Here is a 16790-nt window from a genome sequence, read left to right as displayed (position 1 = left end):
ACTCGTGATCAGCCGAGAACCAGTGACTCGCCGTCTGCACTGACGTTCACCGGAACGACGTCGCCGTCTCGGATGTCGCCGGAGAGCAGCTGCTTGGCGAGCTGGTCGCCGATGGACTGCTGCACCAGGCGGCGGAGCGGACGGGCACCGTACTGCGGATCGAATCCACGTGCGCCCAGCCATTCCTTGGCCTTGGGCGAGACCTCGAGGTCGAGGCGACGCTGGGCCAGCCGCTTCTTGAGCTGTCCGAGCTGGATGTCGACGATCGACACCAGCTCTTCGGGGCTCAGGGCGTCGAAGATGACCACATCGTCGAGGCGGTTGATGAACTCGGGCTTGAACGCCGAGCGCACCGCCATCATGACCTGGTCCTTGTCGCCACCGGCGCCGAGGTTCGAGGTCAGGATCAGGATGGTGTTGCGGAAGTCCACCGTCCGTCCCTGGCCGTCGGTGAGTCGACCTTCGTCGAGCACCTGCAGCAGCACGTCGAACACGTCCGGGTGGGCCTTCTCGATCTCGTCGAACAGGACCACCGTGTACGGCCGACGCCGCACCGCTTCGGTCAGCTGGCCACCGGCCTCGTACCCGACGTAGCCGGGTGGAGCACCGACGAGCCTTGCGACGCTGTGCTTCTCGCCATACTCGCTCATGTCGATACGGACCATCGCCCGCTCGTCGTCGAACAAGAACTCGGCGAGCGCCTTGGCCAGCTCGGTCTTGCCGACGCCGGTCGGGCCGAGGAACATGAACGAACCCAGCGGCCGGTTCGGGTCGGCGACACCGGCTCGGGCACGACGCACCGCGTCGGAGACGGCCTCGACCGCAGCCTTCTGCCCGATGACGCGCCTACCCAGCTCGTCCTCCATGCGCAGCAGCTTGGCGGTCTCACCTTCGAGCATGCGTCCGGCCGGGATTCCGGTCCACGCCGACACGACCTGCGCCACGTCGTCGGGTCCGACCTCCTCCTGCAACATCACGTCCTGACCGGGATCGGTACCGGTCTTCTCCAGCGCGGCCTCGAGTTCCTTCTCGAGACCCGGGATTCGGCCGTACCGGAGCTCGGCGGCGCGTCCGAGGTCACCGTCGCGCTCGGCGCGTTCGGCTTCTCCTCGGAGACGATCCAGCTCTTCCTTGAGGTCGCGGACCGCGTCGATGGCCGTCTTCTCCGACTGCCACCGTGCGGACAGCTCGTTGAGCTTCTCCTTCTGATCGGCCAGTTCGGCGCGCAACTTCTCGAGCCGTTCCTTCGACGCCGCGTCGGTTTCCTTCTGCAGCGCAACCTCTTCGACCTCGAGCCGGCGGACGATGCGCTCGACCTCGTCGATCTCGACGGGGCGCGAGTCGATCTCCATGCGCAGCCGCGACGCCGCCTCGTCGACGAGGTCGATGGCCTTGTCGGGCAGGAAGCGCGAGGTGATGTAACGATCGGAAAGCGTTGCGGCGGCGACCAATGCGGAGTCGGTGATGCGCACACCGTGGTGCAACTCGTACCGGTCCTTGAGGCCGCGCAGGATGCCGATGGCGTCCTCGACCGACGGTTCGCCGACGTACACCTGCTGGAAGCGACGCTCGAGCGCGGCGTCCTTCTCGATGTACTTGCGGTATTCCTCGAGGGTCGTGGCACCGACCAGCCGCAGCTCACCGCGGGCGAGCATCGGCTTGATCATGTTGCCGGCATCCATCGCGGAATCGCCTGTCGCACCGGCTCCGACGATGGTGTGCAGCTCATCGATGAAGGTGATGATCTGGCCGTCGGAGTTCTTGATCTCGTCGAGCACGGCCTTCAGCCGCTCCTCGAACTCACCGCGATACTTCGCGCCGGCGACCATCGAACCCATGTCGAGCGAGATGACGGTCTTGTTCCGCAGCGATTCGGGCACGTCACCGGCGACGACACGCTGGGCGAGGCCCTCGACGATCGCGGTCTTGCCGACACCGGGCTCACCGATGAGGACCGGGTTGTTCTTGGTCCGTCGGCTCAGCACCTGCACGACGCGACGGATCTCGGTGTCACGTCCGATGACCGGGTCGAGTTTGCCCTCGCGGGCGGCTGCCGTCAGGTCGGTCGAGTACTTCTCGAGTGCCTGGTACGTCGACTCCGGGTCCTCGCTCGTGACACGCCTGCTCCCGCGGACTGCGACGAACGCATCGCGCAGGGCCTGCGGGGTTGCTCCGGCGTTGTGCAGCAACTTGGCGACATCGGAGTCACCGGTCGCCAGACCGACGACGATGTGCTCGGTCGAGACGTACTCGTCGCCGAGCTCACCGGCCAGTTGCTGAGCTGCGCTGACCGCCGCGATCGATTCGCGGGAGAGCTGGGGGGTGGCACTGGCCTGGGCCACCGTCGGCATGCGGTCGACCAGCATCTGGGCCTGCGCACGAATGTTCGACGGGTCAACGCCCACTGCCTTGAGCAGCGGCGACGCGATGCCGTCGGACTGATCGAGCAACGCCACCAGGATGTGGGCCGGTCGCACGTCGGGGTTGCCAGCACTGGCCGCCGCCTGCACAGCAGCGCTCAATGCCTGCTGTGTCTTCGTGGTGGGGGTGAAGCTGTCCACTCGCGTGCACCTTTCTCTTTAGTCCAACAGGCTCAAGTATGAGCCATACGGAGGATGCAACGCCAACAAAGTTGAGTCCATTCCGCTCATGGCTTTCTATTTTGTGATCTGCGCCACTCCTACCAGAGTCGCCGCTTCCCGCCCGAAGCGCTAGCCGGAAGTAGCGCGGGTGTCGTCGAGGTCGCGCTTTTGCGCCGCGGGGGATGTCAGGCCATCGCATTCGTGGGTCGCGCCCCGGACTGACCGCCAGAACGATCGAGTCGGATGAGCCCGGAGAACTCGCACGCGCCTCACCCGCCTTGCCGTCGTCGCCGGATGGATGAGCAGCAGTCCGTTCAACCGTCCCGGGTGACCGAAACCGCGGCGTTCCGGACCCAGCTTTCAGTGGACACACGTACACTGAAATCATGTCTGTGGATTCCGCCCCCGCCCGCGAACTGCCGGCACTGGCGGCACTGGGCCGCGACGAGCTGAACAAAGCGGTCTCGGGCATCGCGGCCGTCCACTCATCCGTCGCCGACACCGTGTTCGCCGGTCTGCGCGTGGCGTGGGGAACGAGGGTCCGTCCGGCCCAGGTGATACATGACGCGATCAGCACGTCCGTCTACTCGGCGATCACATCGACCGTCGACGTGGCCGGCGACCTCGCCGAGTCGCTGACGGTTCACAACTCCGGCGTTCCGTCCGAGACCAAGCGGGGCGCCACGGCCATCGGCATCCTCGACGGGTTGATCGGTGATCAACTGACCGCCGAGCGGTCACCGCTGGCTCCGGAGATCGCCGTCCGGGTCGACGGCGCCGTCGTTCCGATCACCCCGGGCGACCTGGCCACGGCCTTCCCCCGGGCCACCGGACACCTCACGGTGTTTCTGCACGGGCTCATGGAGACCGAGTTCGCGTGGGAGCGCGGAGGCAAGCCCACTTACGGCGCGCGCCTCGCCGATGACCTCGGCAGCACCGAGGTCATGATCCGGTACAACTCGGGACTACACATCAGTGACAACGGCCGCCGTCTCGCCCAGCTACTCGACGATCTCGTGTTGTCGTGGCCGGTACCGGTGACCGACCTGACCCTCATCGGCCACTCGATGGGCGGCCTGGTGATCCGCAGTGCGTGCCATCAGGCCGTCGACCCGTACTGGCCCAAGCTGGTTCGACAGACCGTATGCCTCGGGACGCCGCACCTCGGCGCACCGTTGGCACGAGGGGTTCACTGGGCGACTGCTGCCCTGCGCCTGCGGCCGACCAGCCGCCCGTTCGGCACTCTCCTCGGTCGTCGCAGTGCCGGCGTTCGCGATCTCTTCCACGGGGCGATCGCCGAAGATCATTGGCGCGACACCGATCCCGACGCCTTTAGGCAGCCGGCCGTCGACTATCCGCCGCTCATGCAGGGGGCGCGACACCTTTACGTGACAGCGACCGTGACCCGGCGACCCGACCACCCCTTCGGCCGCATCGTCGGCGACGGATTGGTGATGACGAACAGCGGCGGCGGTCGAGATCGGAGGCGACACCTCGGATTCGAGATCGATGATGGACTCCACGTCGGCGGCGCCCATCACTTCACCTTGCTCAACGATGACGCCGTCTACGAGTGGATGCTGCCCCTGTTGAGGCCTCGGCGTGCGCTACCGCCGGGCACCGACTGACCCGCCCCGCACGATCGCGACCTCGCCCCACTAGCGCCGGTTGCAGGTGGCGCCCCTACCCCGAAGTCGAGATTCTGCGACGGCGCGAGCCGGTCCGCACTCGCCACCACAACCCCACCCACGACACGACAACCAGTGCAGCGACCAACCCACGAACCAACCCGAGTGCCGAATCCGGGTAGATCACCCCGGTCAGGTAGTTGTCGATGAATCCTGTCGGCGGCAATCCGGCCTCCCCGGCCCGACGCCGCGCCCAGTTCTCGGCGTCGGTGAGCGGGCACTCCAGACCGACGACCACCGACGCCATCCCCCACCCGACCGCGACCAGGTGCAGCGCGATGGTGCGCGGCCACCGCCAGGCGATGAACCCGCCGAACATGACGTACAGCAGGAACATCAGATGCAGGACCGCGATGCCGTCGGCCAGGACCCGATAAGGCATATGTCCAGCGTAAATCGATCGGGTTCACCAATCTGCCGATCTGGAACCCGCCGATATCGGACACTCGAAGCGAGAAGCACCCGTTCGACGGAAGGACGCCAACGGTGAGCGCGAGCATGACCGACGAGGCCGCCAACGTATTCGCCGATCCGACGGCCTACGCCGACGAGCCGCGACTGCACGCGGCGATGACCTACCTTCGAGCGCACAACCCGGTCGCCTACGTCGACAAGGCTCCGTACCGGCCCTTCTACGCGATCACCAAGCACGCCGACATCATGGACATCGAGCGCGACAACAACCTGTGGCTAAGCGAACCGCGCCCGGTGCTGGTAACCGCCGTGGCCGATGACTTCGCCAGGTCGCAGCTCGAGTCCGGCGCCGGGTTGCGCACCCTGATCCACATGGACGACCCACACCACAAGAAGGTGCGCGCGATCGGTCAGGATTGGTTCCGGCCGAACGCGTTGCGCGAGTTGCAAGTACAGGTGGACGCACTGGCGAAGCGTTACGTCGACAAGATGGTTGAGATCGGTCCGGAGTGTGACTTCGTCGAGGACATCGCCATCCACTTCCCGCTGTACGTGATCCTGTCGTTGCTGGGACTGCCCGAAGAGGACTTCCCTCGAATGCACCAGCTCACCCAGGAGATGTTCGGCGCCGACGACAAGGAGTACCAGCGCGGCGCCACGCTCGAGGAGCGGATGGCCACCCTGCTCGACTTCTTCAACTACTTCAGCACGCTGACCGCCTCCCGACGCGCGAATCCCACCGGCGACCTGGCGTCGGCAATCGCCAACGGCCGCATCGACGGTGAGCCTCTCTCCGACGTCGACACCGCCTCCTATTACGTGATCGTCGCCAGCGCCGGCCACGACACCACCAAGGACGCGATCTCCGGAGGTCTGCGCGCACTCATCGAGAACCCCGGCGAACTCGACCGTCTCCGCCGCGAGCCCGACCTCATCGGAACCGCGGTCGAGGAGATGATCCGTTGGACCACTCCGGTCAAGGAGTTCATGCGCACCGCCGCCGCGGACACCACGGTGCGTGGCGTACCCATCAGCAAGGGCGAATCCGTCTATCTCGCTTACACTTCGGCAAACCGGGACGAAGAGATCTTCGACGACCCGTTCACCTTCGACGTCGGGCGCTTCCCGAACAGACACCTGGCCTTCGGTTACGGCGTGCATTTCTGTCTCGGCGCAGCGCTGGCCCGGATGGAGATGAGAAGCCTGTTCAGCGAACTGATCCCACGTCTGGACTCGATCGAGTTCGCCGGCGAGCCCGAGTTGGCCGCGACCGTGTTCGTCGGCGGACTCAAGCACCTGCCGATCCGCTACTCGCTGCGCTGAGCCGCACGCATCGAACCCGGCCGAACTGGGTACACGCACGTCCATGACCCACTTCGACTTCTACTTCGATCCGGTGTGTCCGTTCGCCTGGGCGGCGTCACGATGGCTCCGTGACCGCGCGGCCGCCCACGGTGCCGACGTCGACTGGCATCTCATGAGCCTCGCGATCCTCAACGAGAACGAGGAACCCGACTCCGACGAACAGCACCGCCGACTCGAGACGGCTCGCCGTCTGGGTCGCGTTATCGCAGCTGCGACCGCGAAAGCCGGCGCAGACGCGATCGACCCGCTCTACACAGCGCTCGGCAAGCGAATCCACCACGCCGGCGACGAGATGACACCCGGTGTCGTCGCCGAGGTGCTGACCGCGGCAGGACTCCCCGCCGAACTGGCCGACGCCATGGACGACGAGTCGTTCGACACCGCGGTGCGTGAATCCCACCAGCGCGGTCAGGATGCTCTCGGTGAGGACGGCGGCAGCCCGATCCTCGGCATCGACGGCACCTTCTTCTTCGGTCCCGTGCTCGCCGACCTCCCGACCGGCGACGAGGCCGAGGCGCTCTACTCCTCGCTCGTCACCCTCGCGGGGACCCCGACCTTCGCCCAGTTGAAGCGACCGGCCGGTCCGCCGACGTTCTCGTGATCAGCGGATCTCCAGGTCGACCCGCTCGTCGTAGAAGCAGATGAGGTCCCGCACGGGCTCGGCGTCGTGCAGCGGATCGGTGTAGGTCCACGCGATGTCGGGGACGATCTCGTCGCCGACGAGTGCCGACCAGTACGTCGCCTGACCTTTGTAGGCGCACACGGTGACGGTGTCGGAGCGCTGGAGAACGTCCATCCGGACATCCTGCCGCGGGATGTAATGCCGCGGCGGCAGGTGCGTCTCCAGCAGCAGCGTGGGATTCCGGCTCTCGGCCAGTACCGTGTCCCCGATCCGTACGACGACGCGTCTGCTGGTGGGCAGGCAATCGATCCGTTGGTACGGGTCATGGGCGTGCCCCATGACGGTCTGTTCCTCCTCACGCCATTCGTCGAACGCGTCCCAGTCAAGTAGCACATAGTCGGCGAGATCGGGGTCGTCGAGCCGGAAGGCGGCCCCGGCGAGCATCCGCCCGTCGGCAACGATGTCGTACGTCGCGCCCGACGCGGTGTGCAGCGCGAACGGATGCGCCGGGGTCAGGATCGGCGGGTGCTCGGCGGGCGGCATCGTCGGTCGGTGGTGTTCGAGCAGGCCCTCGATGTCGGCGGACGGTACCGCGTAGCACCCGACCACCCGGTGTGGCTCCCACACCTGGATCGGGGCGGCGGAATCGACGACCGCCTGGCCGTCGACGAATGCTCGGACCCGACGGCGCATGTCCGTCCACCGCAGCAGATCCACCTGAGACTTCGTGACTTCATCCAGTGACGTGGCCATGGACCGATGGTCCTCCGGCTCGTGTCGATTCGCCAGGGCCCGGGCGGCGACCACCGTTGACAGTTCGCTCGGCGCGCGGGTAGGCAGACGAGGTGACCACTGCGCCGAGCTTCACCGAAACCCGCTTCGACGAAGTCACGGTGCTGGCGCCGGCCGGCGGCGGAGCGTTCCCTCGCGGCACCACCGTCGTCGTGCACGGCAGCGAGGCGACGCTGGTCCTCGATCCCTCCCTCGACGTCGATCACGACCCCGTCGGCGCGGATGCGGTCATGATCAGCCACGCCCATGAGGACCACATCGCCGGACTGCGCCACTTCGACACCGCCAAGTACGCGCACCACGACGAGGTCGGCGGAGTCCGCTCACTTCAGGTCCTCCTCGACGGCTACGGACTCACGCCGGACGAACGCGCCGCGGTCGACGCCCAGATCGGGGACACCTTCGCGCTCCCGCCCGGCTTCCCGGAGGCAGAGGGTGTAGGCGACGGTCATGTCTTCGACCTCGGCGACCTCACCGCGACGGTCGTCCACCTGCCCGGCCACACGCGCGGACACTGCGGTGTACTCGTGGAACCGACGGGCTTCTTCTACATCGCCGACATCGACCTCACGTCCTTCGGACCCATGTACGGCGACGTCGGCAGCAGCGTCGACGACTACCTGGCCTCCCTCGCGCGCGTCCGCGAGGTCGACGCCCGCTGGTACGGAACCTTCCATCAGAAGGGAGTCGTGGAGGGCGCCAAGGACTTCCGGGAACGCCTGACTGCGTACGAGGGCGTCATCCACCGCCGTGAGGAACGCCTGCTGGCGTTCCTCGACCGGCCCCGGCCACTCGACGAGATCGTCGAGTACCGTCTCGTGTACCGGCCGCATGTGCAGATGCCGTTCGTCAACGCGGTCGAGCGCCGTACGGCCGGGCTCCATCTCGAGCGCCTCATCCGGCACGGACAGGTCGCGCGCAGCGACGACGGGTCATTCCACCGGAGGTGACCTGCCCGACAGATTCAGCTGCCCTTCAACATCGCGGGCCTACCGTCACTGCGTGAACACCATCAACGGATTGCCTCTCCACCCCCTGCTCGTACACATCGTCGTCGTGCTGGTGCCGCTCAGCGCGCTCATGGCGATCGCCGCGGTGTGCTGGCCCGCCGCTCGCGCCCGCCTGGGGATCCTCACTCCCCTGGTGGCTCTCGTCGCGCTGATCGCCCTTCCGCTCACCACCAGTGCCGGGGAATCACTGGAGGAGCAGGTCGGCCCCAGCGCGGCAATCGAACGCCATGCCGGATTCGGCGAGCAGGTGATCTATTGGGTGGGGCCGCTGTTCGCGCTCGCCGTCGTCTGGTGGGCGCTGCACAACGAGCGGGTGACAACCGCCGTTCACGCGAGAATCCCGGCGTCGTCCAAGCTCTCGCAGCGGGCAGTGGCAGTTGCTCTCGGGGTCGCACTGGTCGTGGTGGCGCTCGGTTCGCTGTACATCGTGTTCCGAACCGGGGAATCCGGTGCCAGGTCGGTCTGGTCCTGACACGCACGAACGTGTGAATCTCCTCGACCCCGCCGACTCCGGGCAGATACTGGAACACATGCGCGTACTGGTCGTCGAGGACGATCCGCGGGCGGCCGAGACCCTGCGTCGGACCCTGCAAGCCGAAGGCTGGGCCGTCGACACGGCCGCCGACGGAGTGGAGGGTGTCGAATCCGCCTGTGCCCGAACCTACGACGTCATCGTCAGCGACATCATGATGCCGGGGCGCAACGGCTACGAACTCGTCCGAGAGCTACGGCACCGCAGCGTGTGGACGCCGGTTCTCATGCTGACCGCCAAGGACGGCGAGTACGACGAGGCCGACGCCTTCGACCTCGGCGCCGATGACTACATGGTCAAACCGTTCTCCTTCGTCGTCCTGTCCGCGCGACTGCGTGCGCTCGCACGACGCGGCGCCCCGGAACGACCCACCGTCCTGCAGGCCGGCTCGCTCTCCCTCGACCCGGCGAGACGGGAGGTCCGACGCGGGGAGACACCGATTCGCGTGACCGCCCGCGAGTTCGCGGTCCTCGAATACCTGATGCGGCACAAGGGCGACGTGGTCAGCAAGGACGACATCCTGCAGTCCGTGTGGGACGAGCACTACCGCGGCGACGACAACATCGTGGAGGTGTACGTGGGCTATCTCCGACGGCACATCGACACGCCCTTCGGCTGCCGCTCCATCGAAACGGTACGCGGCGCCGGTTACCGACTCGCCGACAACGGCGGTGACCCGTCGACCTGATCCGCCCGGAGCGGTAGCGACACCTCGATGGAGCAACCCCCGCCGTCGGTGTCGGAGACGGTGACGGTGCCGTGATGCGCACGAACGATCTCGTCCACGATCGAGAGCCCGAGTCCGCTACCTCCGCGACGATCTCGTGAATCGTCGAGCCGGACGAAGCGGCCGAATACACGCGCACGATCGTCGGCGGGGATGCCGGGCCCGTCATCGGCGACCCTCACCGTCACCCGATCCGGCTCGACGGCCATCGTCACCGCAACCGCGGAACGGGCGTGACGAACTGCGTTGTCGCACAGATTCCGTACGACGCGACCGAGCTGATCACGATCGCCGATCGCCCGGACCGGCAGCACGGTCGCCGAGATGTCGAGATCGGTCGTGAGATCGAGACGGGTGACCTCGTCGTTGACGATGTCGTCGAGATCCACTTCGTCGAGCGACGGCCGGAGTCCGTACTCGTCGGCGCGCGCCAGCAGGAGAAGATCGTCGACGAGGTCGCGCAACCGGTGTGCCTCGGGCAGGAGAAGAGTGGACACCGTCCCGGAGTCGATCGGTTCACCTGTCCGGACGGCGAGTTCGAGCAACCCCAGAATCGTGACCAGCGGACTACGCAGCTCATGTGAGGAGTCGCCGACGAATCTGATCTGTTGTTCGCGAGCGAAGGCCAGCGCATCCAGCATCTCGTTCATCGTCACCGCCAGGGTGGCGATCTCGTCGTCGGTGTCGGCGACCGGAACGCGCCGCGCGACGCCTGATCGCGAGATCTCCGCGACCTCGGCGCGAATCGCCTCGACCGGCCGCAACGCGCGACCGACGAGCTGGTAGGTCGTCACGGCCGCCACGACGAGAATGCTCGGAAACACCACGCACAACACCCCGAAGACCGTCCACACCGTCGCGTGGAGGTGTCCTTCGCCGGCGCCGACCACGACGTTCAGCACCGTCCCGTCCGGCGTCGTCACACCCCGGACGACGGCGCGGAACTCGGTGCCGTCGCCCGGAAATGTCGCGTCGTTCACGGTCCGCCGCACTCCTGCGTCGACCGGGGTCACCAGCGGACGTACCCGCTGCCGTTCATGACTGGCCGCGAGGACGGTCCCGTCCCGGGCGAGGACCTGCACCACGCCGATCGAGTCGGTCGGCTCCAGCTCCGTCGGTGGCACCGCTCCGATACCGCCCCGCGCGAGGGCATCGACGATCTCCTGGCTCCGCGTCGACGTCGCTTCATCGGCGGCGTCCGTCAGCGATCGGTAGACGACGATCAACACCAGACCGCCGGCGACCGCCAAGGCCACGAAGAGGGTCGCCACCCCGACAACCGTCAGCCGCAGTCGAACACTGCGCCATCTGAGCCCGAACAGGTCATGCTGTGGCACGGTCGCACTCATCTCACCATCGACGTAGGCACTCACTGACCTCCGCCAGCACCCGCTCGGCCCGTTCGGCCCCCAGCGCCTGAGCCGCGCCGGTGACACCGATCTCGAGTTCACCGGCCGACGTCGGGCATCCCTCCACCTGCAGCAGCCACCGGGTACGACGCGGCGGCAACGCGTAGAGGGTTCCCCCTGCCGACGGGGGCGAGATCACCGGCGTCCAGCCGAGCAGGACGGGTACGGGAAACAGATTGTCGGCGTCGACGGTTCGGCCGGCGAGATCCAGGACGTCCTCCATGGGTGCCGTCGCGGCTCGAATGCAGGTGCGTCGCAACGTGACCGCGGCGTCGCGGTCATCACCGGCCGACAGCGGGGTGATGACCGCGAGCACATGATTGCCCACCACGTCCTCCGCACCCGCGGGCCGTTTCGACACCGTTGTCGCGGCCAGGACTCGGAGTTGACCGGTGATGTTCGCCAATGCCGTGGCCACCACCTCGCCGAAGGCTTCGAACGGCGTCAGGTGTTCGGCCGCCGCCCGGCTCCGGAAACGGGCATAGGTGTCGGCGTCTATCAACACACGCCGTCGGACCGCGACATCGTTCCTCCGCGACGCCGGGTCGACCCCGTTCCACTCGAAGACCGAATCGCTCTGCTGCACCAGCAATTCCTTCCAGAAATTGTGCAGCTCGAGGTCGTCCTCGTCGGCGCCCGGCGGCGTCGTGGTCTCCAGCGCGAACGACGCACTCTCCGGCGCCAGAGCCCCGCCCGTCATCAGTGTCTCGGCGTCGCGGGCGAGCACCCCGAGCGAGCGCCCGTCCACCGCTATGTGATGCATCACCGCGACCGCGGCCATGACGTCGCCGTCCGAACCGACGAGAAGACGCACCGCGATCGGCGGCGCGACCCGCACATCGAGGCCGGCCGCCATCTCTTTCGCCTCTGCGCGCAGCCGCTCCCGATCCGGCACCTCGACCACGTCGGCCAGGTCCACGACCGCGTCGACGACGTCGCGGCCCGTCGTCCGCCGAACCGGGCCCGCGGCGGTGTCGGGATACACCGAGCGCAGAGCGGGGTGGCGTTCGAGGAGGGCGCCGATGAGCGCCGTTGTCTCCTGTGTGCCCGGCCGCGCCCATGACGCTGGGACCCAGGCGACGCAGATCAGTTGCGCGAACGGGTGACCCGGCTCGCGCACCACGGTCAGCTCGGCGGGCGTCAGAGAACGCTCGGCGGTCGCGTCGCCCGCCGATTCATCGCGCACCGGTGTCGTCGCCGCCGTCATCAATTCGCCGAGGGACGCGAGATCGGGCGCGGTCAACACGTCGTTCGGTCCGATCTCCGGGTGTCCTGCCTCTGCGAGTCTCTGAGCCACCCGCACGACGGCCAGCGAGTCGCCGCCCTGTTCCACGAAACCCATCATCGGGTCCACCGATTCGATTCCCAGCACTTCCCCGACCACTTTCACCAGCAGCGCTTCGTGGGGGCCCGCCGCCTCCCGCGACGGCGCGTTGACCGGCAACGGGATGTCCCGCAGCGCGGCGATACTCAGCTTTCCGGTGGCTGCACGAGGCATCTCGTCGAGGACGACGACCATGGTCGGCACCATGTACGACGGCAGCATCCGCGCCAGCTCCCGGCGAAGCGCACGCGAACCAGGAGGGCGGGAGGTGTCGTCGGGGACCACGAACGACACGATCCCGGGAATCCCCGCCGGCAGATCGCGAAACGTCGTGGCGCAGCGTCGGACTCCTGCACAGCGCATGAGTGCCGCGTCGATCTCGCCGAGTTCAATCCGGAGACCGCGCAACTTGACCTGGCCGTCACGCCGGCCGAGGATGCGCAGGTCACCGGCGTCGGTCCAGGTGGCGATGTCACCGGTTCGGTACATGACCGTATCGTCGGAGATGGTGCATTCGACGAATGCCTCGGCGGTCTGCTCGGGGTCGTCCAGGTATCCGTCGGCCAATTGCGTTCCCGCACAGTACAGAGTGCCGAGTGCGCCCGGCGGCTGAGGTCGGCCGCGCCGGTCCAGTACCGACTCGGTCACCCCGACCATCGGCGGGCCCACGGTGATCTCACCGTCCGGCGACAGTGGCCGGGAGATGTTGATACTGCACCGGGTTTCCGTGGGACCGTACGCATTCCGCATGGGCACACGTCCACTCCAGCTGTCCACCAGTCGGGGCGGCAGGGCCTCACCGCCGACGATCACCTGGGTGAGCCCGTCCGCGAGGTCGACCGGCAGGGTGTCGAGTACCGACGGCGTCATGATGATGTGGGTTACGCCCGCTCGCCGAATGAGCTCGGCGAGAGGATCGCCGCCGCGGGTCGACGCCGGCGCGACGATCAGTGTCGCGCCGGTCGCGACGGCGGACAGCATCTCGACGAAGCCGGTGTCGAACGTCGGGGACGAGACGTGCAGCACCCGTGACCGGGAGGTCAGCGCATACGACTCCCGGATCTCGGCGACCAGGGCGGGGATCCCGCGGTGCGGCATGACCACACCTTTCGGGCGCCCGGTCGAACCCGAGGTGAAGAGAATGTACGCCGTGTCGTCGGGACCGCGGTCGAGCCCCGGCGGTCTCCACTCGCGGGTGTCGACGGAAGTTGTTGCGGTGTCCCCTTCTTCGGTCAAGTCGACCCAGCGGACACCGCCGTCGACGACCACCCCCGGGTCACACACCCCGACCCGTGCTCCGCTGCGGGCGAGGAGCGTCTGCGTTCGCGCCTCCGGGGCCGTCGGATCTCCCAGCGGTACCCAGGCGCCGCCGGCCAACAGTACCGACCAGAAGGCGACCACCGAGGCCGCCGACCGCTCCACGGCGACGACGACCGGGTCCCCTGCCCGCACGCCCGCCGCCGCGAGCCGCCGCGCACCGCGACCAACCCGTTCCGCGAGCTCGGAGCGTGACCACTCGATGTCGCCGTCGACGAGCGCGGGCGCCGACGGATCGGCTGCACAGTAGTCGGCGAACAACGCTGCCGTCGGGCTGAAAGGCGGTGCCGGCGGTCCGTTGCGACGTCGGAAGCGATCCCACTCCCCCTCCAGGAAGACCGCGTCGTCGGGGATCGGCGCTTCGTCGTCGATCTCGCGAACCAGGGCCGTCAGGAAGTTGTCGTATCGCGCGGCAAGAGTGTCCAGTGCCGCAGCGTCGAAGCTCACCGCCGGCGCTTCCCAGGTGACCGCCCGGTGCCCGAGCTGATCGGCAGGGTGCATCGTCACCGCCACGTCACCGACCGGGCCGGTCCGCATCACCTCCAGGGACCAGTGGAGACCGTCGACGACCGGCGGGGAGAACGAGGGCAACAGGTTGACCACCACCCCGACAGCGGCGGATCGCGGGCTGTCACGAAGCATGTCCTCACGCGAGTAGAGCTGGTGCCGCAACACGTCGATCACTGCCGACGACACTGCTTCGACCGACTCCGCGGCCGTGAGGTCACCGATCCCGCCCAGGGCGAGCGGCACCACATTCGACAGCGGCTGCACCGCGATTCGACGCACCGCCGACGTACGCGCCGCGACCGGGAGCGCGAGCCCCACGTCGGGAGTGTCGAGGAGCCGCGCGCACAAACCGGCCAGCGCCGCGATGAGCTCCTCCGACCGGGCGGATCGTGGACTCGTCAATCGTCGTGTCACGCGGGTGATCTCCGACGTCATCCGCGCGGGCACTGCAGACAGCAACGACGGTTCATGTCCGGCGAGAACGGATTTCCAATGTTGCGCATCGGATTCCCGACGGCGCGACACGGCGTACCGGTCCTCGTCGGCCGCCAGCTGAACGGGGTCTGACACCGGAAGATCGGCCGCCGAGGCCGAGCCGCCGTACACATCGGCGACATGACCCATGACCCGCAAGACCCCGGCACCGTCGGTCAGCACGTGGTGGACACGTATCACCCATCGGTGCCGATCCTCGGCCAGCCGGTGCAGCTCACTGCGGAACAACGGCATCGTGAGGTCTGCGCCGTCGGCGTCGTCGATGAACTGCTGTGCGCGGCTCTCGCTTTCGGCTTCCGGATCAGCGGACCGGGAGAGATCGACACTCACCATCGACTCGAGTGAGGAGTTCGCACGCCGGAGTGGTTCGGCGACACCGCCATCCGGCGTAGTGGGCTCGGCCGGGGAGAATCCCGCCGGGATGTGTACGTCATCCCACCCGACGTGTTCGAGTACCGCACGAGTCGTCTCGACCAGACGCGGGACGTCGAGCGGCCCACGCAGGGTGAGCCCGAATGCGATGACGTGAGAGACGTCCGGTTGAAGGACCTGGGACATCCACAACGCACGTCGCGTCGCCGTCATCGCCGTTCGCCCCGGGACGGGTCCTCGACGGGCGATCGTCGGCGGTGCTGCTCAGCCGGGTCCACATCTCGAACGTAGTCCCGGAAAGTTGAAAGGCGGCTGAAGTACGAGGTACGCGGCCTGCCCTGTCGTCGCATCTGCAGGCAGTTCACGCCCCCAGCGCCCTGGCGAACATGGGCCAGGACTGGTGCATCTGGTCCTGCCAGTAACCCCACGAGTGGGTCCCGACCGCCGGGAACCGTACGACAGCCGGGATACGAAGGGCCGCAAGCCGCTGAGCCAGGGTGACCGTGCAGCTCCGGGCGGCGGCCTCGCTGAAGCCGCCGGCCGTCACCTGCGCAGCAAGCTTTCCGACGTCCCCGCGGACCGAGCGGTCGGCCGGGTTGTCGTGCCCGCCCGGCAGGCCGGTGGCCGCAGAGATCCACAGTGCCGGCGTGCGACGAGCCAGCTTGTATGCGTTGACAACGGGGTCCTGCGCAGCCCATTCGGGGTCGCCCGGCAGCCCGTACATGTTCGTCGCGTCGGCTCCGTAAGGAACGAAAGCGACATTCCTCAGCAAGAGCTGCCCGGTGGGCGTCGCGGTCTCGGCACAGCCCGAGTAGGCACCCACCGCGCGGTACAGACCGGGATGATTCTCCGCGAGGCGGATCACCGAGTTGCCGGACATCGAGATCCCGGCGATGCCACGCGACCGCCCGAAGCTGTATCCGCCGTGCCTCCCCTCGAACGTCGCAGGCAGTTCGGAGGTCAGGAACGTCTCCCAGCGCAGCGGTCGCGACGTCTTCACCTGGTATCGGAAGTTCGCCGCCGGGTCCACGCGCCGCCAGTTGGCGTAGTAGGTCGCCGCGCCGCCGATCGGGGTCACGGTCCAGACGTTCTTGTTGGCGTAGAAGGCGTTCGCGTCGGTGGCGTGGGTCCAGTCGTCGTTCTCCTCGCCGCCCGACGACCCGTTCAGCATGTACATCACCGGTGCGGCCTGGTGGCCGTTCGCCGGGGTCTGTACCAGCAGCGGGACCTGCGTCTGCATCGACGGAGACCACACCGAGGCGACGAAATTCCGTGGCGACGTCCAGGTCTGCCGGTAGGGCGCTCCGGGACTCGCCTGTGCGTACCGGACGCCGTCGAGCGTGCGGGCCTCCGCGGTACCGGCTCCGATACCCAGCAGGCCGACGACCACGGCGAACACCGAGAAGATCGCGATGCCCACCGACGCCCTGCCGCCTGAGGTGCGAGGAGCGAAAGCGCCCGGCCCCCAGCTGCCTGAGGTGCGAGGAGCGAAAGCGCCCGGCCCCCAGCTGCCTGAGGTGCGAGGAGCGAAAGCGACGAGCCACGAAGGCCTGGTGACGTCATTCCCCGACTTGCGCTTCATACGGAACTCCCACCTCGGCGTGCACCGGGGCCGACGGCCCCGCGCTCCG

At 67.7% G+C, this 16790-nt stretch carries 12 protein-coding genes; 6 read left to right on the top strand and 6 right to left on the bottom strand.

Annotation, left to right across the window (positions count from 1 at the left end):
• Positions 1 to 8 precede the first annotated feature (8 nt).
• Positions 9 to 2561, bottom strand: a complete 2553-nt coding sequence (gene clpB, locus GOALK_RS15650; RefSeq protein ID WP_006359805.1) for an ATP-dependent chaperone ClpB — start codon at positions 2559 to 2561, stop codon at positions 9 to 11.
• 407 nt (positions 2562 to 2968) lie between these two features.
• On the opposite strand from clpB, the gene GOALK_RS15645 reads away from it, so the two are divergent.
• A complete protein-coding gene (locus tag GOALK_RS15645) occupies positions 2969 to 4210 on the top strand; it encodes an esterase/lipase family protein (RefSeq protein ID WP_035754521.1) in 1242 nt (413 codons plus the stop codon).
• Between the two features lie 55 nt (positions 4211 to 4265).
• On the opposite strand, the gene GOALK_RS15640 is transcribed toward GOALK_RS15645, so the two are convergent.
• The gene (locus tag GOALK_RS15640; RefSeq protein WP_006359803.1) at positions 4266 to 4652 is read right to left on the bottom strand and encodes a DUF2784 domain-containing protein; all 387 of its coding nucleotides are present in this window, start codon (positions 4650 to 4652) and stop codon (positions 4266 to 4268) included.
• Between the two features lie 116 nt (positions 4653 to 4768).
• Here GOALK_RS15640 and GOALK_RS15635 point away from each other — a divergent pair, with 116 nt between their 5' ends.
• Both GOALK_RS15635 and GOALK_RS15630 read left to right on the top strand, forming a co-directional pair.
• On the top strand, positions 4769 to 6007 hold the full coding sequence (locus GOALK_RS15635; RefSeq protein ID WP_006359802.1) for a cytochrome P450: 1239 nt from the start codon (positions 4769 to 4771) through the stop codon (positions 6005 to 6007).
• A gap of 43 nt (positions 6008 to 6050) precedes the next feature.
• Entirely contained in the window at positions 6051 to 6650 is a 600-nt protein-coding gene (locus GOALK_RS15630; protein WP_006359801.1) for a mycothiol-dependent nitroreductase Rv2466c family protein, read from the top strand.
• Here the strand turns inward: GOALK_RS15630 and GOALK_RS15625 are convergent, their stop codons facing one another.
• Positions 6651 to 7424, bottom strand: a complete 774-nt coding sequence (locus GOALK_RS15625) for a DUF427 domain-containing protein (protein WP_035754519.1) — start codon at positions 7422 to 7424, stop codon at positions 6651 to 6653.
• A gap of 92 nt (positions 7425 to 7516) precedes the next feature.
• Here GOALK_RS15625 and GOALK_RS15620 point away from each other — a divergent pair, with 92 nt between their 5' ends.
• Genes GOALK_RS15620 through GOALK_RS15610 form a run of 3 tightly spaced genes read left to right on the top strand, consistent with a single transcriptional unit; the run spans position 7517 to position 9693 of the window.
• Positions 7517 to 8413, top strand: a complete 897-nt coding sequence (locus tag GOALK_RS15620) for an MBL fold metallo-hydrolase (RefSeq protein WP_006359799.1) — start codon at positions 7517 to 7519, stop codon at positions 8411 to 8413.
• 52 nt (positions 8414 to 8465) lie between these two features.
• Entirely contained in the window at positions 8466 to 8945 is a 480-nt protein-coding gene (locus tag GOALK_RS15615) for a DUF2231 domain-containing protein (RefSeq protein ID WP_006359798.1), read from the top strand.
• Positions 8946 to 9003: 58 nt separating this feature from the next.
• Positions 9004 to 9693, top strand: coding sequence for a response regulator transcription factor (locus tag GOALK_RS15610; RefSeq protein WP_035754655.1), 690 nt, complete (start codon positions 9004 to 9006; stop codon positions 9691 to 9693).
• Here GOALK_RS15610 and GOALK_RS15605 read toward each other — a convergent pair.
• The 3 genes from GOALK_RS15605 to GOALK_RS15595 form a co-directional block, all read right to left on the bottom strand.
• Entirely contained in the window at positions 9654 to 11069 is a 1416-nt protein-coding gene (locus tag GOALK_RS15605; RefSeq protein ID WP_232283182.1) for a sensor histidine kinase, read from the bottom strand. The genes GOALK_RS15610 and GOALK_RS15605 overlap by 40 nt on opposite strands.
• A 13-nt stretch (positions 11070 to 11082) precedes the next feature.
• Positions 11083 to 15345 carry a non-ribosomal peptide synthetase gene (locus GOALK_RS15600; RefSeq protein ID WP_006359795.1) on the bottom strand — a complete coding sequence of 1421 codons (4263 nt, stop codon included), beginning with the start codon at positions 15343 to 15345 and terminating at the stop codon, positions 11083 to 11085.
• A 175-nt stretch (positions 15346 to 15520) separates the two neighbouring features.
• On the bottom strand, positions 15521 to 16741 hold the full coding sequence (locus GOALK_RS15595; RefSeq protein ID WP_139319402.1) for an alpha/beta hydrolase: 1221 nt from the start codon (positions 16739 to 16741) through the stop codon (positions 15521 to 15523).
• Positions 16742 to 16790 lie beyond the last annotated feature (49 nt).

The organism is Gordonia alkanivorans NBRC 16433, from assembly GCF_000225505.1.
Taxonomy (GTDB): domain Bacteria; phylum Actinomycetota; class Actinomycetes; order Mycobacteriales; family Mycobacteriaceae; genus Gordonia; species Gordonia alkanivorans.
The sequence above is the reverse complement of the archived record's forward strand: the minus strand, read 5'-3'. Positions and strand labels throughout refer to the sequence as shown.